Here is a 22,708-nt window from a genome sequence, read left to right on the forward strand (position 1 = left end):
TAATCAGGCATCATTTTTGGATACTTCAATAGCAACCATTATTTAATAACGCTATTGAGAATATATTGCCACTCTCTGACAAGATATTAGTATCTAAAATCATCGCGACCAACGAGTTTACCAACTTCATTGATGCCGCAAAAAAGTATTGTTCCTTCATTGAAACATATGAAGCCGAACTACCCCGAAACTTTATTCTTCTTTCCCAAAATCATTTGCTTACGCTGTATAATCTGGGTAACTGCATGATGCTTATGGAAGAGAAGAGCGATAAAAAGTTTGATATAAAGATCGACGAAATAGAATTTCAAAAAACACTTCACTTTATTGCCGACCGGTTATGGGATTATCGCTATTACTGGTATGTCTTTGATCCTACTACAAAGAAAAAAGATACAGGCATTGTGTATGGCGATCTGTATGAAGACCTGGGGGCCATCTATAAATACCTTAAGCAATCGCTCCTGTTGTATGGCTTGAAGTCATCCGATGCAAAACAAAATGCCGTTTGGGATTTTAAATGGAATTTTGATACGCATTGGAGCGGGCATTGCGCCAACGCCATTTGCGCCATTCATTACTTTCTTCAAAAAGGAAGATAACAAAAGCTAATTGTATAGTAAGTCAATCAGTACATCGTCAACTTCGTTTAACTAATTAGCACATTATTCTTCCGTTATTTCAAACACGTTACTAGTTAACGAGGTAACCCTGCCTGTTGTAAGGTTTAAACCAACAGTCATCAGGTATTCACCGGTGAAGACTTTGTCATTATCCGGGTTGTTTGCTTTGATACCGGGAAATAGATTGATCTCTTTGAACCGGTATTTTTTCTTTGGATCGAGTCCTTGTAATTGCACCCGTGAAAAAATATCTTTCCGGCGAACGTTTAAGTGATAGTTGAAAAGAACGGCTTTGCTTTTATTTTCATTTACATACATTAACACAGACCGGTTTTCTTCATAAGGAGAAATAATACGGTACAGATCGCCAAACCAGATTACATCGTTAATTCGTTTATACGTTTTTACAGCGTCCTGGCTGAACTGCAATTCCTGTGGGGTAAATTCATTTACCCGGATGTCGTAACCCAGTTTGCCAGACATGGCTACATCGGTCCTGAACTTGAGCGTCTGGCCTTTGCCCATGCTTGTTATATGAGCGGCAATTGTATTAGCAGGAAAGAAATAAGAATATCCCCATTGAATGAAAATGCGCTCCAATCCATCTGTATTATCGCTGGGCCAGAATTCGGTAAAATATTTTAACGCACCATAGTCAGTACGGCCGCCACCACCGGAACACAACATGATGGGAAGATGTGGATGCTTTGCGCGAATTCTATCTAATACTTTATACAAACAACGCGTGTACTCAATAAACAAATGCGATTGTTTTTCTTTGAGATAAGCAGAGTAGGCATTTGTCATGCTGCGGTTACAATCCCATTTAATAAATGCAATGCCCGGATTTTTCGTCAGCATGTCATCTACTATTGCAAAAACAAAATCCTGTACTTTGGGATTGGTGAGGTCCAGCACCAGTTGACTGCGGGCCAGGTTTTCTGCGCGATTGGGTAGTCGTAGTATCCAATCGGGGTGTTTTTGATACAGTTCGCTTTTGGGATTTACCATTTCCGGTTCCAACCAGATACCGAATTTGATCCCCTTCTTTTCTGCTTCCTGTACCAGGCGTCCAATGCCATTGGGCAGTTTGCTTTTGTTTTCCTGCCAGTCGCCGAGGCCGGCTTTATCATCATTTCTCGGGAAAACGTTGCCAAACCAACCATCATCCAGCAAAAATAGGTCAACCCCTAGTTGTTTGGCTTCATCAAACAGGTTGATCAGTTTTGTTTCGTCGAAATTAAAGTAAGTGGCTTCCCAATTATTCAACAACGTAAGGCGTGGGCCATTGCCATCCAGGACGGCATTGTTACGAGCCCAGCGATGCAGGTTGCGGCTGGCTTGCCCTTTGCCCTGGTTGCTATAGGTGAAAATAAATTCCGGTGTGGTAAAAACCTCGCCGGGTTGCAGCGTATAATCTGATGCATATGGATTGATGCCAGGACGTACGCGAAGTTGATTGCGCTGATCTGTTTCAAACGTGAATTGAAAATTGCCCGTCCAGCCCAGTGTACCAGCAATTAATTCGCCGCTGGTTTCTGTCGCTGGGTTATTCAGGGAAAGAAAAAAGGTTGGCGTTTGATAAAAATTAGTGCGGGTGCCCAATTTGCTTTCAATGCTTTTAATACCATTGGTTAATTTTTCTTCAACCATATTTACTTCGCGGGCCCAGTCGCCATGAAACTGGGTAAGCCAATAGGTATCGGCATTAAAATGCAACATAGATGATGCATACTGGGTTAGGCGGACCGGTTTTTTTTCGTTGTGTTGAATGGTAGCGCTACTGGTAATAACGTCTTCGTTAAAATAAACGGAGTATTGCAAAACCACTTGCACGGGGTAAACAGAATCTTTTAATATAATACGTGTGATGCTTAAATTGTCTTTTTGTTGTGTAGTGTGCGAAACATATTCCAGTTCCAAAGATGGATTGCCGTCGGCATGCACCAGCCGGATGGCCGGTTCAAACTGGTTTTCCATACCGGCAGTAAGATATACTTCGCGACCACCTGATAGTTTTTCATACTCAGTTGCATTTAACCGGGCCCCCAGGTACGACTGATACAACCGGTGCTTATTACCTACCGTTAATACGAGAGTGGTATTTTTTGTTTGAAGAACAATTGGCGCTTGTGATTGGGACAGCACAGTCAGGAAAAAGAAGTTCAGAATAAACAGCAGGGAATATTTAATCATATGACCCGGATAATAATCGTTTGAAAGAATAATAAAGTGGATCTGTCGCTGTGAAAGTACTATAAAATGAGGGTAACCTGGTTTTAATACCTATGTGGCAGGTTGTCTAATTATTCAATAATATTAGCATGGTAAACACAAAACGGTAAATCATCCGCTCAAAGCGCATGGTTTACCGTTTTTTTTGTTGTAATCCCTATATATCCTATTCGTCTCTTCTTCCTTCGTTCAGGGCGTCTTTATCGCCGCTTCCTAAACTGTAATAATCATTTTCCTCATCATCTACATACTTCCTCGCATCTTCATTATCTTCTTCCGGCATATCCAGGTCATCGCCTGTGCTGGCTTCATCAACTGCGGCTTCATTCAAGGGATCACCGTCAAAGTCGGTATCATCGAGGCCTTCTTTTCTTACCAGTTCATCTTCGCTCATATCCATATCCTGGTCGGGATCTCCCAACAACACCAGGTCTTCTTCTGTTACATCGGCCTCAGTACCCATGACAATATCTACGTTGTCATCTTCGGCGAGAATGTCCTTTCCATCACGAATGCCCTCTTCATCGTCAGATGCAATCGTAGTATCGCTCATAGCGCCGGGCACGCCAGCATTTATAATATTTTCCTGCCCGGGAATATCTGATACGTCGGGGATTTCAATGTAAGCATCATTCTGGTCCTGAGTCAGTTTTTCTTTTCTTCTTTTGCCTGCACTGGAATCCTTCGCACTTGTTGGCTGCTGATCAAAAGAAGTAGCCTCATTTTGTTCTTTTTCAGGTTGTTTATTTTTAGCTGTTTTTGTTTTTGCCATAACGGATCGTTTACTGGTATGCCTGAAAAAACTATGCCCGGTACCAGGTTGTGTAACTGTCAGAAAAACAGAGCATAATAGCGTGTATGACAGTTTTTCCTTTTTCTCAAATTCAGGAAAATAAAGAGGTAAAAAGGATTGATTTATGCGATGTTAAAATAGCTTATGACTATGTCAATTTAGCAAAGTAGATCATGGTAAAATGTAACGTACTTGCAGTTGTTACACACAAAAATCTATTGTAAAACGACGGCTTTTCATATTGGTCTAACCAGGTAGTATGATCTGTAAAAATTGACTGCTATTATGGAAAAGAAACCCTTTTCTTTACGGTGCTTATTTGCTCCATTGCGCCGGGTATTTGTTCTTCCCCTTATTCTTACCTGTTGTTTTAAAACGGCTATCATTAGGGTACAATCCGTAACTGTACATGGTGTAGTTGGATATGATACGCAACGTAAGAAAGATGTTACCGGCGCCATTTCTTCTGTTTCTGAAAAACATATTGAAGAGCGGCAGTCCTATTCAAGTGGTGTACAGATGGGTTGAGTATGGAAGTAATAGTAATAAGATATATTAGTTGCATTGACCCGGGACATATTGTATGCCCCGGGTTAATAATTAACATAGGTGCCATGCAACCTATTGATAAGAATGTTCAATCTTGATTTTTTTAAACGCATAAACAGCATTGGAATATAATAGTTGAAAGAATGCAAATAATTAGATGGTTGTTTTTATTGATGGTCATAAACGGACCAGCACGTGCCCAGCAATCGATTCGTTTAACAGGCAACTGGGAGTTTTTAAAACAGGATGTAGGTGGAATTTGGGAAATAGTTCGTCCGGTTGGTAAAGGCAACCCGGAGAGTGTACCCTTATGGCAAACCGTACAGATACCGCATTGTGTAAATGCTGAAGATGGAGTAGACCCCGATGTGAATTATTACCAGGGGCCAGCCTGGTATAGAACACAGATCGATATTCAAAATCCATACAGCAATGGCCGTACCCTGCTTTTTTTTGAAGGCGCTGGTCAGAAGACGGATGTATATGTGTACACGACTAAAGTAGGTTCACATACCGGCGGATACGATGAGTGGTCGGTAGATATTACGGATGCGGTTGAAGCGTTTCGAAAAACAACCGCGTATCAAGCGCAGTTCAAAGGAAAAATTCCTATTGCCATAAAGACCGATAATACAAGAGACTTGGAGATGATCCCCTCTGACCTATCGGATTTTAATTTATATGGTGGTATTTACCGGTACCTGAATTTAGTGTATACGCCACCGGTTGCCATAGACAAATTATTTGCAAAAGCCGCAACCGATAAGGCCGGGAAAGTAGGTACTGTGCAGGTATCAGCCAGGCTTTTCTCCTCCCCCACCGGGGGAGGCCGGGAGGGGGCCGAGGCCCGGGGCGGGAAGCGACTTCTTGTTAAGCTGATTGACCCGAATGGAAAATTGATGCAACAAAAAGAAGTAACTACAGACAGTTTACAACTCCCCCTCCACCGGAGGGAGAAGGAGGGAGGCCTTACCGGGGATGTACACCTTGTTGATTTCACTATAAAAGCACCGCAGCTATGGTCGCCTCAAAAACCGGTTCTATACTCGGTAGAAGCAACGGTTACAACCGAAGCAGGAAGTTTTGTACAAAAAGAAAAAATAGGTTTCCGTCATTTTGAATTTGTTGATCATGGTCCGTTTTTATTAAATGGCCAACGATTGCTATTACGAGGGACCCACCGGCACGAAGACCATGCAGGTGTAGCAGCTGCGATGACAGAAGACATGATGCGCCGGGAAATGGTCATGATGAAAGAAATGGGGGTGAACTTCATTCGCTTAGGCCATTACCAGCAATCGCGCATTATTCTGAACCTTTGTGATAGTTTAGGTATTTTGGTTTGGGAAGAAATTCCCTGGTGCCGCGGTGGATTGGGTGGACCTGTATACCAGGAGCAGGCACGCCGGATGCTTACCAATATGGTTGAACAACATTACAATCATCCGGCAATTATTATTTGGGGGATGGGCAATGAAAACGATTGGCCCGGTGATTTCCCGGAATTTGATAAAGAGAAGATCCGCACTTTTATGAAAAGCCTGCACGATCTTTCTCACCAATTGGACCCTTCCCGCAAAACAGCTATTCGTCGTTGTGATTTTTGTAAAGACATTGTTGATGTCTACTCGCCCTCTATCTGGGCTGGCTGGTATCGCGGTGTTTTTACGGAATATAAAAAGACATCTGAAGATGAGTTCAAGAAAGTAAATCATTTTCTGCATGTAGAATGGGGTGGCGACAGCCATGCTGGTCGTCATGCTGAAAATCCTGATAAAGCATTACAGGCAGTAAAGACAGGCAATGGCACTGATGAACGGGCTGGAGATGCCAGTTTGTATGGCGGCGCTGCGCGTGTTTCAAAAGATGGCGACTGGAGCGAATCCTATATTTGCAATCTCGTTGACTGGCATTTAAAAGAACAGGAAACAATGCCCTGGCTAACTGGTTCCGCCCAATGGCCATTCAAAGATTTTTCAACGCCGGTAAGACCTGATAATCCGGTGCCTTATATGAACCAGAAAGGAGTCGTTGAGCGGGATCTCACCAAAAAAGAAGCCTTTTTTGTATTTCAATCATATTGGACCACACAGCCGATGGTGCATATTTACGGGCATTCATGGCCGGTACGATGGGGCGATGAAGGAGAGGAGAAAATGATAAAAGTATACTCCAACTGTTCCGAAGCAGAGCTTTTTGTAAATGGTAAAAGCTATGGTATTAAAAAACGGAGCAGCCAGGATTTTCCTGCTGCCGGGTTACGCTGGAATGTGCCGTTCACCAAAGGGGTGCATCAATTGAAAGTAATTGCAAAGAGTGGCAAAACAGTTGTAGAAGATTCTATCCGTTTTCAATATCAATCAGAAAAATGGGGCAAGCCGGCTAAGCTGTTGCTGGAAAAAATAAGTGAAGAAAATGGCATTGCCACAATGCAGGTAAAATTGCTCGATGAAAAGAATGTGCCATGTCTGGATGCTACTAATTGGATACGGTTCGGGTTAGCCGGTGATGGCAAACTGATCGATAACCAGGGCACGCCATCCGGATCGCGATACGTACAGGCTTACAATGGCCGGGCTATTATTCGGGTGCATACCAATGGCGGCCGTTCGGTGATCAGTGTAAAGAGTGAAGGATTGGCTACTGTTTTTAAGGATTTATAAGAAAGGTTCGGAGAAAAGGCAGGATAAATAGGGTATTGCCTTGTTTTTAGTACATTATATTAAGAGGGATAAATTTTGTGAAGTGTTAATGGTGTATTTTTCTGGTCTTTATTCAAGCATATGAGATTTAAAATAACGATATGTTGCTTCATTCAACTGGTATGCGCTACGGTGTATGCGCAACCAGGAAATGATCATGGATTAAAGTTATGGTACAATAAGCCGGCGGTAGCCTGGGAAGAAGCGTTGCCACTGGGCAACGGCAAAACCGGCGCTATGGTATTTGGCGGATTGGTTACTGAGCGGCTGCAATTAAATGACAATACATTATGGTCGGGTTATCCAGAAGCTGGAAATAATCCCGATGGGCCAAACGTGTTGCCTCAGGTTCGGAAAGCGGTGTTTGAGGGCGATTATGAAAAGGCAGCCGCTTTATGGAAAAAAATGCAGGGACCTTACTCCGCGCGATATTTACCGCTGGCTGATGTATGGTGGCATTTGAATGTGAAGGATTCGTTACCGGGTACTTATTACCGTGATCTGGATATGAACAACGCCGTAGCTACTGTTCGGTATAAAATAGGAGATGTAACTTATCATCGGGAGACTTTTATCAGTTATCCTGCCAAAGTACTGATGATGCGCATCACGGCCGATAAAAAAGGTGCGATCAATGGAACGCTTGGGTTAACAAGTAAACTAAGATTCAAGACAAAAACCACGGCTGCTGATTACCTGGTGCTGCAAGGTAAAGCACCAAAATTTGTAGCTAATAGAGATTATGAACCGAAGCAGGTGGTGTATGACACGGTGGGGGAGAAAGGTGAAGGCATGAATTTCGAAGTGCATGTAAAAATTAAAACAGAAGGCGGTAAAGTACAACAACAGGGTGATGAGCTGGTTGTAAGTGGCGCGAACGCAGTAACTATTTATTTGTCGGAAGCCACCAGCTTTAATGGATTTAATAAATCGCCGGGTTTTGAAGGAAAAGATCCTGCCATCGAAGCGAAAGCCAATTTGCAGAAAGCATGGCTGCTTTCTTATGAACAGCTAAAGTTGGCGCATATTCGCGATTACCAGTCATTGTTCAAACGGGTTGAACTAAAACTGGAAGATAACCAGGATGCCGCAAAACTTCCTATAGATGAGCGGTTGAAAAAATATGCCTCAGCGCCAACAGACCTGCAACTACAGGTTTTATATTATCAGTTTGGTCGCTATTTATTAATTGCCAGTTCACGGCCGGGCTCACGACCTGCCAACCTGCAGGGTATATGGAATGACCATGTGAAACCGCCATGGGGAAGTAACTATACCACCAACATTAACACTGAGATGAATTACTGGCTGGCAGAGAATACTAATTTGTCTGAATGTCATCAACCGCTATTCAGTTTTTTAAAAGAGCTGGCTGTTAATGGAGCGCAAACGGCTAAAGTGAATTACAATATACCAGAAGGTTGGGTTGTGCATCATAATTCTGACCTGTGGGCGAAAACATCACCGCCTGGTGGCTATGAATGGGACCCGCGCGGTATGCCACGCTGGAGTTGTTGGCCAATGGCCGGCGCCTGGCTATGCACACACTTATGGGAGCATTATTTATTTACCGGCGATGAGCAATTTTTGAGGAGTGCATGGCCGCTGATGAAAGGGGCTGCTCAGTTTATGTTGCATTGGCTGATCACTGATCCGGCAAATGGATTTTTAGTTACCAATCCCTCTACTTCGCCTGAAAACACCATGAAAATAAATGGTAAGGAATTTCAGGTTGGCATGGCAACAACTATGGACATGAGTATTATTCGCGAATTGTTCACCGCAGTCATTAAAGCAAGCAGCTTACTCAAAACAGATGAAGTGTTTCGTAACCAGGTAATACAAGCAAAAGAGAAATTATATCCTTATCATATTGGTCAATTCGGCCAGTTGCAGGAATGGAATAAAGACTGGGATGATCCTAAGGATAAGCATCGCCATTTGTCGCATTTGTTCGGATTGTATCCTGGAAGTCAGATCAATCCTGCCACCACACCAGAACTGGCGGCGGCCGCAAAGCAATCGCTCATTTTCAGAGGCGATGTAAGCACTGGCTGGTCTATGGCATGGAAAATAAACTGGTGGGCGCGTTTGCAGGATGGCAATCATGCCTATAAAATTTTAAGCGATGCATTCACCTATATTGATCCAACGGTAAGCAGAGATGCCATGAGCGGCGGTGGTACTTACCCTAATTTATTCGATGCGCACCCGCCTTTTCAGATAGATGGCAACTTTGGCGCTACCGCCGGTATGACCGAAATGTTATTGCAAAGTCATAATGGCGAACTGGCTTTATTACCTGCATTGCCCGATGCCTGGAAGAACGGTTCTATCCGTGGAATTAAAGCACGCGGCAATTTTACAGTAGCTATTAACTGGAAAGAAGGAAAGTTGACTAAAGCTACAGTTGTTGCCGTGGTAGGCGGGCCATGCCGCATCAGTGCGCCGCAACCCATTAAGGTAATAGAAGCCTCTTCGAAGAAGGCAACAGGCAGTAAAGTCAACAAGTTGAATACTTCGTATGGACAACCGCCCTATGAAAAAAATCAGCAGGCGAAATTGACAGAGCTGGAAATACCGGAGCGATATACCATTGATTTTGTAGCGGAGAAAGAGAAGGTGTATACTGTTGTGCCGGTAAATGAGTAGTAAGTAGCGAGTGGCGAGTAGGAGGAAAAAAAGCAGGATGTAAGAGCTAGGAAATAAGAATATAATATATGAGTAGTGAGTCTCGAATAAAGGCCCTACTAGCTATTAGCCTCTTACTACTAGCCCATTAATGTTTCACGATTGACCATTCACCATTCACCATTCACGAAAAGAACCATATGAATAATACAAGAAGGTTATTACTGGTTATATTATTGATAGTAGAGACCGCCATTGCACGGTCACAGAACCTGTCATGGACAGAAACAGCACCCGGCGTATGGAAGGTGGTAGCGGGGCAGCCCGAAGCGTATGATTTAATAAAAGCATCCGGTGCAACACCAAATAAAGAAGCGTTAGCCGCCATTGCACAAGCATCTTTTCCTTTAAGCCAAAGCGATATTTCCATAAAAGTGGTGGATGGAAAAACCTATCTGCGGTTCCCTTTGCAAAAAGAAGAACAGTTGTATGGTTTTGGGTTGAATTTTCAGACGGTGCACCAGCGTGGTAAAATTTCGCAATTGCATGTTGATCACTATGGCGGAAAAGACAATGGCAGAACACATGCACCAACACCTTTTTATGTTTCTTCAAAAGGGTATGGGGTGTTTATCAATTCTGCCCGGTATTTAAATATTTATGCAGGAACGGCCGTTCGGAAAGACAGTAAAACTGCGCCCGTAGTAAAGGACCGTAATACTGATAAAAGCTGGAGCTCCCGGCCATATTCCGATGCGGTTGAGATCCTAGTGCCCGCAGCGGGGGTAGAAGTGTACGTATTCGGCGGTCCAACTGCGTTAGATGCCGTGCGCCGCTTCAATCTGTTCAATGGTGGCGGTTGTTTACCCCCACGGTGGGGGCTGGGCTTTACGCAACGGGTAAAATCTTTATATACATCAGAAGAAGTGAAGAAAGAAGTGGCTGCGTTCCGGGAAAAAGGTTACCCTCTCGATTATATTGGGTTGGAACCCGGATGGCAAAGCAAAAGCTATCCGTGCACTTTTTCCTGGGACAGTGTACGATATCCCAATCCCGCCGGTTTTGTACAGGAGCTGCTAAAAGAAAATATCCGCGTTAATCTCTGGACCAATCCATATGTTTCGCCTGATGCGCCTTTTTATAAGGCCATCATTCCTTACAGTAGTTCGCATACAGTTTGGAATGGACTGGTCCCTGATCTTACAATGCCGCAGGCCCGCACTTTATTTTTTGATCAGTTAAAAAGCAATCAGGTGGCTATGGGTGTTAGCGGGTATAAGATTGATGAGGTAGACGGCTACGATCATTACCTGTGGCCGGATGTAGCTTCTTTCCCATCTGGAATAACCGCAGAACAAATGCGTCAGACCTATGGCTTGCTGGTACAACGTTACAGTGAGGAAATATATCATCAGCAGAATAAAAGAACATTCGGTTTGGTGCGCGCCTCCAATGCCGGCGGCGTTTCTTTTCCTTATGTTATTTACAACGATTACTATAACCATGAAGATTTTATCACCGCGCTTATCAATAGTGGATTTAGCGGTGTATTGTGGACCCCCGAGGCGAGGGCTTCCAAAACATCGGAAGAATGGTTGCGGCGGTTTCAAACCGTTATATTTTCTCCTATGGCCATGATCAATGCCTGGGCCAGTGGAACAAAACCCTGGTCGTATCCGGAAGTGGCAGAACCGATAAAACAATTGGCATTGTTGCGTATGCAAATGATGCCATACTGGTACTCGGCATTTGCACGCTATCATTTTGAAGGTATTCCGCCATTCAGGGCCATGAATCTGGAAGAAGGATTTGTGCCCGAAATCAAAAAAGAAAGCGGGAGTGCCAACCTCGAAGAGAATCCTTATGCCGAAGCGGTGTCAAAAGAGATCAAGGACCAATACATGGCGGGCGATTATTTACTGATAGCGCCGCTGTTTGCCGGGCAGCAAACGCGTAAAGTGGTATTGCCCAAAGGCAAATGGTACGACTTTTACACCGGCGCTTTTGTCGGTGACGGACAGGTAATAACGGTTACACCTGGCCTGGATAAAATTCCTGTTTATGTAAAAGACGGCGCTATTATTCCTATGATGAAACCTTTGTTACATGCGCCTGTGGCTGGTGAAAGAGTTGATCTTACGGTCAGGTATTATGGAGAGAAGCCTGGAAAATATATGCTGTACGATGATGATGGTGAAACGTATAACTATGAAAAAGGCGATTATAGCTGGCGCGAAATAAAAGTGGAGAAAGATAAATCCGGAAAATTAAAGGGTACTATATCGGCGTCGGTAAAAGGCAAGCCGAATACGGTTGGTAATGTGACGTTTGAGTTTATGACAAAGTAAGAGCTGACATGTTATGCCTTTTAAATGCACCCTCCCGGCAAGTCGGGAAGGCCGGGGAGGCCGATAACATATTGCATACAAAAAGAAGATTATGAAACTTAAAAAAATAGCGATTTGCTGGATGCTGTTTGCTTTAATAGCAAATGTTTCATTTCGGACTGCGGGGGCTGAAGAAGATCAGCCTGGAATTTTTTCACTAAAGGATTATAAAAGTGAGGTGATGAAAACCCTGCGCAAACAAATTTTGCAGCAGGCAGGCTGGGCAATGCTGCAGCACCCGGTTACAGTAACCGAGCAATCATCGCCACGCAGCGCTGGTGGTAAACACGATTTCTTTTCTGAAGGCGATTACTGGTGGCCAAATACACAGTTTCCTGATAGTCCGTATGTGCAACGTGACGGAATGACCAATCCTGAAAACTTTGTGGCCCATCGACATGCGATGATCCGGTTGAGCCAACTTGTTGGGGCTTTGGCATCGGCTTATCAGCTCACCGGTGATGAAAAATATGTTGCCCAGGTATTGCGTCATTGCAAAGCCTGGTTTGTAGATACAGCCACCATGATGAACCCCAGTCTGCAATTTGCCCAGGCTATTAAAGGCAGGTTCACCGGCAGGGGCATAGGCATCATTGATACCATTCAATTGATGGAAGTGGTGCAGGGATTGTTGGTAATGGAAAATGCCAAAAGTATGGATCGGCAGTTGCTGGAAGCGATCAGAAACTGGTTTGAAAAATACCTGCAGTGGTTGACCACTCATCAATACGGTAAGGACGAAATGAACGCAGTCAATAACCATGGCACCTGCTGGGTAATGCAAACCGCCGCCTTTGCCAGGTTTACACATAATGACACGTTAATGCGCTTTTGCCGCGACCGGTATAAGAACGTATTACTACCCAACCAGATGGCGGCAGACGGCAGCTTTCCCCAGGAATTACGCAGGACCAAACCGTATGGCTATTCGATCTTTAACCTAGATGCTCTGACAACCATCTGTCAGATTCTTTCGACTAAAGAAGATAATCTGTGGAATTATACAACAACTGATGGAAGAAACATCCGTAAGGGCATTGAATACCTGCATCCTTTTATTGTAGACAAAAGCAAATGGCCTAAAAGCCCTGATGTGATGTATTGGGATAACTGGCCGGTAGCACAACCTTTTTTAATTTTTGGAGCCAATGCCTATGATAGTAAAGAGTGGTTGAAGACCTGGAAGGGATTGGAACATGCACCAACAGTAGAAGAGGTGATCAGGAATTTACCGATTCGGCATCCGTTGATCTGGTTGTAAACACAAGTTCGTAAGTTATTTAGTTCATTAGTTTACGAGTTACACAGGCCGACAAATACTAAATAACTTAATAACTCAATAACTAAAGAACGCTGTACATGATACAAAAAAAACTATTTATTCTGGTATGCTGTTTCATCCCATTGGTAACCTTTTCTCAGGTATCCGGTGATGAAGACAAAGAAATGTTTAACCGCGGCAGACAACGCGACCAACAAGCTATTGACGAAGCTATAAATGGCTGGTGGACTGTATCCATGAAAAATCATGATGAGCGCATTCAATGGTGGCAGCAGGCTCGGTTTGGCATGTTCATTCACTGGGGCGTTTATTCATTGCCCGGCGGTGAATGGAAAGGGAAAAAGGTAGAGGGTTATGCCGAACACCTGATGCGAAAAGAAAAAATTACCCGGGCAGATTACCTCGTATTGGCCCATCAGTTTAATCCCGTTTTGTTTAATGCCGATGAATGGGCGCGTCATGCGAAAGAGGCAGGCATGAAATATATGATCATTACTTCCAAACACCATGATGGCTTTGCAATGTATGATTCAAAAGTGTCGGATTTCAATATTATGCAGCAAACGCCTTATAAGCAGGACCCAATGGCGGCGCTGTCTGCAGCCTGTCATAAATACGGCATAAAATTCGGGTTCTATTATTCGCATGCGTTTGATTGGGAGCATCCTGATGCGCCGGGCAACGATTGGGAATATACAAATCCCGGAGGAGACAAAGGATTACATGGCGCTATAAACTGGTTTAATATTCATCCGGAATTATTGCCCAAAGCGCAAAAATATGTAGATGAAAAAGCGATCCCGCAAATAAAGGAGCTGTTGGCAAAATACCATCCTGATATTTTGTGGTTCGATACACCTTCCAAACTACCATTGTCAGAAAACATCCGGATCTTAAAAGCCATTCGGGAAGTTGATACACGTGTAGTTGTAAATGGCCGGCTTGCAAGAAATTCGAATCTCAGTTTTGGTGATTATAAGAATACAGCAGACCGACCGCTGGAATTTTTTCCGGTAACGGGCGATTGGGAAGCTATTCCCACCACCAATGAATCATACGGCTATCATAAATTCGATAACAGTCATAAACCGGTTAGCGCTTTTATACATTTATTAGCCAAGGCTGCCTCACGCGGTGGTAATTTATTGATGAACATTGGCCCGAAAGGTGATGGCACATTTGATAGCAAAGACCTGGTTATTTTAAAGGGCATTGGTGCGTGGATGGAAAAGAATGGACAGAGTATTTACGGTTCTGTAGCCAGTCCGCTGCCATTGCAAAGTTGGGGCGTATCAACTGTAAAAGGGAACATGCTTTATTTGCATGTGTTCAATTGGCCGGCAGATAATAAATTATATGTGGGTGGTTTAAAAAGCGGTATTGGTAAAGTATACCTGCTTGCCAATAAAAAGCCTTTAAAGGCAAATCGCGTGAATGAAAATGATATGGTGATCAGTTTGCCTGTAAAAATGCCTGATACTTTAACTACCGTAATTGCCATTGAATTAAAAGAAGCATTGAAGACAGATTATGTGCAGGTATTGTCGCCAAATATGTCAGCACACCGGTTGCTGGCATTTGATGCGCAATTGCATGGCGACAACTTTAGTTATGGTGATGGGAAGGCCGGAAAATATTTTGTGCAGAACTGGAAATCGAAAGACCAGTGGTTGAGCTGGACATTCCGCATTACAAAACCCGTAACGGTTGCAGTAAACATGAAATATATTGCAGGAGAAGGCAATGGCGGTACGTTCGTGTTGCAAACAGGAACGCATTCCAAAGAAATAAAAATAACTGGCAGCGGATCAGATACAAAAGTTTCAACGCAGGATATTGATGTTATTTCATTGCCTGCCGGTACCCATGAGCTGACCATTAAACCGGTTGCTATTGATAATGGTGAACTGATGAAGTTGCTGGAATTACAATTACAGGTTAAGTAAAAAATTTAATTAAACATAAAGTAAAAACAGAATGCATAAAAAATTGGCGGGCACATTCGCATTTTTTGTTGTTGGATTAACAGCGCAGGCGCAATCTGTAAGCGTTTCGAAGGTATTTGCCGATGCGGAAAAGCAAACGCAGGTAATGCTAACCAGTATTGCCGAAGCAAAAGGAAGCAATCCTGATCTGGTGGCGCCGCGTACCCTGGATAATGGAAAACTAAAACTGGTTGCGTCCAAAGACTGGACCAGTGGTTTTTTTGCCGGTGAATTATGGATGTTGTATGAATTCACGCACAAACCGGAATGGAAATCGAAAGCAGAAGCATTTACTGCCCTGCTGGAGAAAGAAAAATTTAATGGCGGCACCCATGATATGGGATTTAAAATATACTGCAGTTATGGAACCGGCTATCGCCTTACCAAAGATGCTTCGTATAAAGATGTGATCGTTCAATCGGCAAAAACATTATCAACCCGGTTTAATCCAACTGTGGGTTGTATCCGTTCCTGGGACCATCACAAAGAACAATGGGGGTACCCGGTTATTATTGATAATATGATGAACCTTGAATTATTGTTTGCGGCAACAAAGCTCACAGGTGATTCTTCTTTTTATAAAATTGCGGTGAGCCATGCCAACACCACTATGAAAAATCATTTCAGGGCCGATTATAGTTCTTATCACGTAATTGATTATGACACGGCAACGGGTAATGTAGTAAAACGAAATACGCACCAGGGTTATGCCGATGAATCGGCCTGGTCGCGCGGACAGGCCTGGGGTTTATATGGTTATACCATGTGCTACCGGGAAACAAAAAATCCGGCTTATCTGAAACAGGCAGAACATATTGCCGCATATATTTTAAATCATCCCAATTTACCGGCAGATAAAATTCCATACTGGGATTTTAATGCACCTAATATTCCTAATGAGCCGCGCGATGTTTCTGCTGCTGGGGTTATGGCCTCCGGCTTGCTTGAACTGGCCAAGTACAGTAAGAATAAAAAAGAGTATTTATCAGTAGCCAATACCATCTTGCAGAACCTGGCAAAAAGCTACCGTTCACCCATAGGAGAAAATAAAGGCTTTATTATGTTGCACAGCACAGGTTCAAAACCTGCGAATAGCGAAGTGGATGTGCCATTGAATTATGGCGATTATTATTACCTGGAAGCCTTGCTGAGACAGAATAAGAAATAAGACAAGCTGTAAATAAATTGAAAACATTAAAACAGGAAGCTGGTCACCTGATCAGCTTCCGATAGGAGGAATGATATAAGAATGCAATAAACCAAACACATTAACCAACAAAAAACCTGTTCTATGTTTCAGAAAACGATTGCTGCTACCCCGGGCATGCTACAGGCATCCTGGCGAAATGTCTTTTCCTTTCCATTTATCTTCTCATTAATTTCATTTTGTGTTTTTCTGCAAAGCGCTATAGCGCAGGCTCCGCTGGTGTCATTGCAAAATGGCCAACTGGTGTACAATAAGTATGCGAATGCACGCCAGACAAACGTTGTAAACCAGATACCCGATTTTTCCAACAGTGGTTACCGCGGTGGCGGCGTAAGAATTCCAGATGTGGCGGTTGTAAAAACTATTCAACCGATACCGGGGAATTGCCGTGCGCTAATCCAATCTGCTATTGACAGTGTAGCAGCTTTGCCGGCAGATGCCAATGGCCACCGGGGCGCCATATTGTTAAAAGCAGGTGTTTACCCGGTTGATAGCTCCCTGTCAATTAGAACAGGCGGTATCGTGTTGCGGGGAGAAGGCAATGGCCTTACCGGAACTGTTTTAATCGCCACCCGGCAGGTGCAACACAACTTTATTATTCTGCAAGGCGCGGGGAGCGGGTATGGCGAAGTGAGCGGCAGTCGGGTGCACATTGCTGATGCATACGTGCCTACGGGCACAAAAACCATAACCGTTCCGGCTGGTCATTCATTTGCAGTGGGTAATAATATTGTTATACAAAAAACGCCCAATGAGGCCTGGATCGATACCCTGAATATGCGCCAGTACGGCTGGACGACTTCTCAATACCGGATCACCTTTGAACGGCAGGTAGTGGCCGTACAAGGCAACACACTCACTTTAAATATTCCCATCGTAGACCCAATTGAAGAAACTTACGGCGGAGGTGATGTATACAGATCAAACGTTACCGGCCGCATTCGTGAAATAGGCATAGAAAATATGCGCATTGAATCGGATTTTATTAGCGATACCAGCGAAAATCATGGCTGGGTGGCCGTATACATGGCCAGGGTTGAAAATAGCTGGGTCAGGAATGTGGTGGTGAAATACTTTGGGAATACGGCTGTAAGTATGCTGGGTAATTCAAGGTTCAATACGGTGGAAGATTGTGCTATGATAGATCCTAAATCTATTACAACAGGTGGTAGAAAATACTCGTTTAATCTGGATGGTTATGCGACAAGTAATTTATTTCAGCGTTGTATGACCTGGGGTGGCCGGCATGATTATGTAAGCGGCGCGCGTGTAACAGGCCCCAATGTATTTTTGGATTGTATCTCTGAAAATACGTTCGATGATATTGGGCCGCACCACCGGTACAGTACCGGTTTGCTTTTCGATAATATTTATGGCGGTCGCATGCGGGTACAGGACCGGGGCGCATCGGGCACAGGGCATGGCTGGGCCGGCGCACAAACCTTATTCTGGAATTGCCGCTCTGTTAGAAGTGATTTTGAAGTGCAGAGTCCGCCTACTGCCCGCAACTGGGGTATTGGCTGTATTGGACTGGTGCAGGTAAATACCGGTTACTGGGAAAGCTGGGGCACCCATGTATTACCGCGCAGCCTGTATTTGCAACAATTACAGGAACGAATGGGCATGCAGGCGGTAAATGATATTGCCACGCCGCAGCAAATGCAGGGCACTTTGCGTGATTCGTTGCGGACAAGAGCTATTAGAATAGCCGGTGAGCCACGTGTTTCTCCTGGTACGGTACCCGGATCTTCTTTTGATTTAACAGATAATGGGAGGATCATTTCTGCACAGTATCCCAATACCAATGCCAATGAGGATTATCCCAGACTTATTGATAATAGTTCTCAAACAAAATATTACCGCAGCGGAAGAACGAATTTGTGGGTGCAGTATCAGTCAACTGTAGCTGCTATTGTAACTTATTATACCATCACATCGGCCAATGATGTTCCTACCCGCGATCCCAGCAACTGGACGCTGGCTGGCTCGAATGATGGCGTGAACTGGACAACGATCGATACCCGTGCTGGTGAAACCTTCGCTACCCGGTTCCTGAAAAAAACATACCTGATCAATAATAATATGACTGCGTATAGTTATTACCGGCTTACCATTACCGGAAATAACGGGCATACAGGTACGCAGTTTGCCGAGTGGGAATTGTTTGAACGGCGGCAGCAAACGATCACCCTCAGTGAAATACAAGATAAAACCTATGGGGATGAACCTTTTGAGCTGGTAGCGAGTGCCAGTTCGGGATTACCGGTTACCACTGAATTGATCGCCGGACCGGGTATTTTGACAGATTCATTTGTAACAATAACCGGAGCAGGCGCCATTACCCTTCGCTTCAGTCAGGCCGGGAATGATAATTACTTCCCGGTGGTTGTTGAAAAAACGGTCACCGTTAATAAGGCCAACCAAAGCATTTCTTTTTCTGCCATATCGCCGAAATTAAAATACGAACAGGTTCCATTGTCTTCCACTTCGTCATCGGGTTTGCCGGTAGGATTTACTGTTGTTGCTGGTTCCGGCCAGTTAACAGGCAATACATTGAAATTAACCGGTGAGGGGTTGGTAACCATTCAGGCCGGGCAGCCGGGCAATGAAAATTATGAAGCAGGTTCACCGGTGCAACAAACCATATTAGTGTTGGGTCTAGGATCGGTGACAGATGAATTTAATTTGCGAATATTTCCCAATCCAACCCGTGGCGCATTTACTGTACGATTCATTCCGGTGAAAGGAAGGAATTTGTCATTTACTGTTTTTAATAGCAACGGATCTATTGCCGGCGCTGCCACCGTTTTGGCGGAAAGCAGTACCCGGGAAGTGCAATTCGATATAGGAGCAAAGCCGAATGGGTTTTATTTTCTGCATGTAACGGACGGCCTAAGAAGAGTGGTGCGAATGGTGATAAAGTATTGAATGTAATGCTAAAATAAGTGAATAAATTGCAGGTTACTTTGAAAGAACAGACAGTAATATTTGGTTAGTTGCACTATCATATAAAATTTATAATTATAGCCTATATGAAAAAAGTAGTTTCTGCACTCGTGTTGTTTTGTTGTTTGCTGCATACGGTTTCTGCACAAACTTCTGCTCAAAGTGTAAGCCGTGACAAGCGTATGGAATGGTGGCGCGAAGCCCGTTTTGGTATGTTCATTCACTGGGGCGTTTACGCTGTACCTGCTGGTTATTATAATGGACAGCCCATTAAACGTATTGGTGAATGGATCATGAACCGCGGTAAAATTCCAATGGCCGATTACCAGGCCTTTGCCGCTTCCTTCAACCCGGTTAAATATGATGCGGATGCCTGGGTGAAATTGGCGAAAGAAGCCGGGATGAAATACATTGTAATTACTGCCAAGCACCACGACGGATTTGCCCTGTTTAAATCAAATGCAAGTAAATGGAATATGGTTGACGCTACGCCATATGGCAAAGATCTGCTTAAGCCATTGGCCGAAGCCTGTCGCAAATATGGTGTGAAGCTGGGCTTCTATTATTCGCATGCCCAGGACTGGAATAATCCCGGCGGCGCTGCTGCCAGAAGAGTAACCACCGAAGGCTGGGACAATCCTGATTCTGCTCGAATTGATGCCTATACAGCTGCCAATAGTGGGCATTGGGACCCGGCACAAACAACTAAAACCATGGCCCAATATATTGATGAGGTAGCAGTACCGCAAGTGAAAGAATTGCTCACCAATTATGGCGATGTGGCTGTGTTGTGGTGGGATACGCCTACCGGCATGACCGATGAGTTTGCTGAAAAACTGAATGCAACACTGGCATTGCAACCTGATATCATTACAAACGACCGGTTGAAGCGACCTAATTTCCCCGGAGATTATAAAACACCTGAACAAAGAATTCCGAAAGAGAGCGAACTGGATGGTAAAGATTGGGAAACCTGTATGACCATGAATGGGACCTGGGGATTCAAAAAAGACGACCATAACTGGAAAAGCACAGAAACAATAATCAGGAATCTTTTAGACATTGCTTCGAAAGGCGGTAATTATTTATTGAATATTGGCCCCAAAGCGGATGGCACCTTCCCTGATGAAAGTATTGAACGCTTAAAACAGGTGGGCGCATGGATGAAAGTAAACGGTGAGGCCATCTATGAAACAAAAGCAAGTCCATTAGCGACATTGTCATGGGGACGTTGCACAAAAAAAGAAAAGAATGGTAATACCATTTTATACCTGAGTGTTTTTAACTGGCCGGCAGATAAAAAACTCGTTGTGCCCGGTTTGCAACAACCAGTTACTTCGGCTACGTTACTGGCCACTGGTAAAAAATTGTCTACTGCAAAAGGCAGTGAAGGATTGGTGATCACCCTGCCTGAAACTGCACCTGATGCAATTGCAACGGTTATAAAAGTTCAGGTGAAAGGAATTGTGGCTGACAAGCGATTTACCGGTGCTGGTGCCAGTGGTCTTGGTAATGTGAAGGAATAGTACAGAAAGAAATTTACTGCGTTTTGTATCCTGGATTTTTGAGACCGGAACATTTTGTAAGCGTTTAGTTCGTTAATTGGCGGCATTCTGCTATAGCGGGATGCCGCCTTCTTTAGTATGCCCGTATATTTACACTTATTATAATTTCTGCACGTTAAGAAGATCGTGATTAAAGTGAGAGCAGCGTAAGAAATAGTTAAATGAGGAATCAAGAATGATAAACAGAGAAATGAAAAAGGCAATTAACTTTCTCATTCCTTATTTCTGCTGGTTTATAATTTTTCATTTCCCTCAATTTCTATCTCTTACTTCCGGTCTCTGGCTTCCTTGCTTTTAATTGTGCTATAAAAAGTGATCCTGGTTGAAGTCCCTGTTTATTCTGCCCTTCCCATTCACCATCAGGACGGCCGGATAAGCGGCCGGTAAATTTTCCACCCATTAATCCAATGCAATAATTTTTTCCATTGGCCCAGGGGCTTTGAACGGCGGCGCGTTTGGCAGAGCAGTTCCATAAAACCTGCGTAACGCCGGCCCAGCCATGACCGCTGCCCCAATTGCCCCTGTCCTGGATGTTTATATCACCATCGGTAATTATATTATCGTAGAGTGTGCCAGATGCCCAGCGGTGGTGCGGCCCAATATCAGAATGCGCTTGTTTGGCGGTACAATTATAAAATACATTTGGTCCGCAAACGCGGGCGCCGGTTACATAATCATGGCGACCCTCTGTGGTGTGGCAGTTCATGACCAAATTCTGTTGTCCGTCGTTGCAAAATGAATAACGGCGGCCGCCGGTGATCTTTGATTTGGCATCCAGGCAACGGCTGTTGGTAACAGTGATCCATTTTGCATGATCGCGCAGGTGAACACAGGCATACCCAAAATAGCGGGCTGTAACATTGCGTACCCAGCCATTTTCAATTTTATCGAATTGAATGGCCGTCCAGCCATGATCTTCTGCCGTATCGCTGGTAAAAGCAGATTCAAACCGAAGTTGTTCAATGCCAACTTTCGACAGGCGGCCGGTAAAACGGGATTGAAAAATAGCGCCGCCTCCATATTGTTTTTCAAGCGACATTACAACGGGGTTATCAATAGTGACCGTATTGCCTTCTATTTTCGTGATCTCCCGTTCATAACGCAGGTCGTATTCTTTAGGTTTCCATTTTTTGGTGCCGCCCCGTTCTTCAATGGCATCCATTTGCAGGTCTTTTATCCACGCATCGGTCCCGGGACGAAACAAGATTATTTTATCGCCGGCTTTAAAGTTAGTGGCCGATTCAACGTGAAAGGAAGTAGCGCCGGTGGGCACATACTCATCGGTGATGGCTACCCGGGAACCGGGCCGTTCTTCCATATTACCGGTTCCTGCAATATCAATCAATGTGCGTTGGGTATTTCCGGTAGCAATAAGTTTGGTATCCTGTTCTCCCTCGCCTTCACCGCGAAGAACAATGCCGCTGGTTGTAATGCGAAGGGTGCCGGGAATTTTGTACACTCCTTTTTTTAAAAGAATGGTACCCCGAAAACCATTTTTATCGGGCGTACGACTGGCTATTTCATCAATAGCGTTTTGTATAATGGATTGGCTATTCTCATCACTTGCCGAAATGGTTTTTACCACCGGTACATCGGGGATCGGCTGATCGCCCTGGTAATAACCTACTTTGCTGAAATCAGGAATGGTATTGCCTTTTTCATCCGGATGATATTGTATGGTTCCGCTGGGGGCAACGGAAACAAATTTCGATTCCCACTTATCGGCCGGCGATTGAAAACTGAAAGTAAGGGCAATAATGGTTGGGACAACAACATGTTGTCGAAGGTGAATGGTCATGGCTA

The 22,708-nt window shown here is 44.1% G+C and carries 13 protein-coding genes; 10 read left to right on the plus strand and 3 right to left on the minus strand.

Features of this window, described 5'->3' with window-relative positions:
- Positions 1-65 precede the first annotated feature (65 nt).
- Entirely contained in the window at positions 66-602 is a 537-nt protein-coding gene (locus FAM09_RS23855; protein WP_166437257.1) for a DUF5063 domain-containing protein, read from the plus strand.
- 63 nt (positions 603-665) lie between these two features.
- Here the strand turns inward: FAM09_RS23855 and FAM09_RS23860 are convergent, their stop codons facing one another.
- Entirely contained in the window at positions 666-2,819 is a 2,154-nt protein-coding gene (locus FAM09_RS23860; protein WP_136579677.1) for an alpha-galactosidase, read from the minus strand.
- A gap of 205 nt (positions 2,820-3,024) precedes the next feature.
- The gene (locus FAM09_RS23865) at positions 3,025-3,630 is read right to left on the minus strand and encodes a hypothetical protein (RefSeq protein ID WP_136579678.1); all 606 of its coding nucleotides are present in this window, start codon (positions 3,628-3,630) and stop codon (positions 3,025-3,027) included.
- Positions 3,631-3,936: 306 nt separating this feature from the next.
- Here FAM09_RS23865 and FAM09_RS23870 point away from each other — a divergent pair, with 306 nt between their 5' ends.
- From FAM09_RS23870 to FAM09_RS23910, 9 genes are all read left to right on the plus strand, one after another.
- Positions 3,937-4,179: a hypothetical protein gene (locus FAM09_RS23870; RefSeq protein ID WP_136579679.1), complete on the plus strand. Its 243-nt coding sequence runs from the start codon at positions 3,937-3,939 to the stop codon at positions 4,177-4,179.
- A 164-nt stretch (positions 4,180-4,343) separates the two neighbouring features.
- The gene (locus FAM09_RS23875; RefSeq protein ID WP_136579680.1) at positions 4,344-6,863 is read left to right on the plus strand and encodes a glycoside hydrolase family 2 TIM barrel-domain containing protein; all 2,520 of its coding nucleotides are present in this window, start codon (positions 4,344-4,346) and stop codon (positions 6,861-6,863) included.
- Between the two features lie 120 nt (positions 6,864-6,983).
- The gene (locus FAM09_RS23880; protein ID WP_136579681.1) at positions 6,984-9,554 is read left to right on the plus strand and encodes a glycoside hydrolase family 95 protein; all 2,571 of its coding nucleotides are present in this window, start codon (positions 6,984-6,986) and stop codon (positions 9,552-9,554) included.
- A 179-nt stretch (positions 9,555-9,733) separates the two neighbouring features.
- Positions 9,734-11,881 (plus strand): glycoside hydrolase family 31 protein, encoded by a 2,148-nt coding sequence (locus tag FAM09_RS23885; RefSeq protein WP_136579682.1) that lies wholly within the window; start codon positions 9,734-9,736, stop codon positions 11,879-11,881.
- 91 nt (positions 11,882-11,972) lie between these two features.
- Positions 11,973-13,181 carry an alginate lyase family protein gene (locus tag FAM09_RS23890; protein ID WP_136579683.1) on the plus strand — a complete coding sequence of 403 codons (1,209 nt, stop codon included), beginning with the start codon at positions 11,973-11,975 and terminating at the stop codon, positions 13,179-13,181.
- Positions 13,182-13,279: 98 nt separating this feature from the next.
- Positions 13,280-15,148, plus strand: coding sequence for an alpha-L-fucosidase (locus tag FAM09_RS23895; protein WP_136579684.1), 1,869 nt, complete (start codon positions 13,280-13,282; stop codon positions 15,146-15,148).
- Positions 15,149-15,179: 31 nt separating this feature from the next.
- Positions 15,180-16,355, plus strand: coding sequence for a glycoside hydrolase family 88 protein (locus tag FAM09_RS23900; protein WP_136579685.1), 1,176 nt, complete (start codon positions 15,180-15,182; stop codon positions 16,353-16,355).
- Between the two features lie 123 nt (positions 16,356-16,478).
- Positions 16,479-19,322, plus strand: coding sequence for a T9SS type A sorting domain-containing protein (locus FAM09_RS23905; RefSeq protein WP_136579686.1), 2,844 nt, complete (start codon positions 16,479-16,481; stop codon positions 19,320-19,322).
- A 104-nt stretch (positions 19,323-19,426) separates the two neighbouring features.
- Positions 19,427-20,866, plus strand: coding sequence for an alpha-L-fucosidase (locus FAM09_RS23910; RefSeq protein WP_136579687.1), 1,440 nt, complete (start codon positions 19,427-19,429; stop codon positions 20,864-20,866).
- Between the two features lie 298 nt (positions 20,867-21,164).
- On the opposite strand, the gene FAM09_RS23915 is transcribed toward FAM09_RS23910, so the two are convergent.
- Positions 21,165-22,703, minus strand: coding sequence for a hypothetical protein (locus FAM09_RS23915; protein ID WP_136579688.1), 1,539 nt, complete (start codon positions 22,701-22,703; stop codon positions 21,165-21,167).
- Positions 22,704-22,708 lie beyond the last annotated feature (5 nt).

The sequence above is a fragment of the Niastella caeni genome (genome assembly GCF_004834005.1).
Taxonomy (GTDB): domain Bacteria; phylum Bacteroidota; class Bacteroidia; order Chitinophagales; family Chitinophagaceae; genus Niastella; species Niastella caeni.

What these genes read in the sequence shown, in the direction of transcription:
- FAM09_RS23870 (WP_136579679.1), top strand. Translation starts at nt 3,937, where the DNA reads ATGGAAAAGAAACCCTTTTCTTTACGGTGCTTATTTGCTCCATTGCGC.
- FAM09_RS23905 (WP_136579686.1), top strand. Translation starts at nt 16,479, where the DNA reads ATGTTTCAGAAAACGATTGCTGCTACCCCGGGCATGCTACAGGCATCC.
- FAM09_RS23875 (WP_136579680.1), top strand. Translation starts at nt 4,344, where the DNA reads ATGCAAATAATTAGATGGTTGTTTTTATTGATGGTCATAAACGGACCA.
- FAM09_RS23890 (WP_136579683.1), top strand. Translation starts at nt 11,973, where the DNA reads ATGAAACTTAAAAAAATAGCGATTTGCTGGATGCTGTTTGCTTTAATA.
- FAM09_RS23885 (WP_136579682.1), top strand. Translation starts at nt 9,734, where the DNA reads ATGAATAATACAAGAAGGTTATTACTGGTTATATTATTGATAGTAGAG.
- FAM09_RS23880 (WP_136579681.1), top strand. Translation starts at nt 6,984, where the DNA reads ATGAGATTTAAAATAACGATATGTTGCTTCATTCAACTGGTATGCGCT.
- FAM09_RS23910 (WP_136579687.1), top strand. Translation starts at nt 19,427, where the DNA reads ATGAAAAAAGTAGTTTCTGCACTCGTGTTGTTTTGTTGTTTGCTGCAT.
- FAM09_RS23900 (WP_136579685.1), top strand. Translation starts at nt 15,180, where the DNA reads ATGCATAAAAAATTGGCGGGCACATTCGCATTTTTTGTTGTTGGATTA.
- FAM09_RS23860 (WP_136579677.1), bottom strand. Translation starts at nt 2,819, where the DNA reads ATGATTAAATATTCCCTGCTGTTTATTCTGAACTTCTTTTTCCTGACT.
- FAM09_RS23915 (WP_136579688.1), bottom strand. Translation starts at nt 22,703, where the DNA reads ATGACCATTCACCTTCGACAACATGTTGTTGTCCCAACCATTATTGCC.
- FAM09_RS23865 (WP_136579678.1), bottom strand. Translation starts at nt 3,630, where the DNA reads ATGGCAAAAACAAAAACAGCTAAAAATAAACAACCTGAAAAAGAACAA.
- FAM09_RS23895 (WP_136579684.1), top strand. Translation starts at nt 13,280, where the DNA reads ATGATACAAAAAAAACTATTTATTCTGGTATGCTGTTTCATCCCATTG.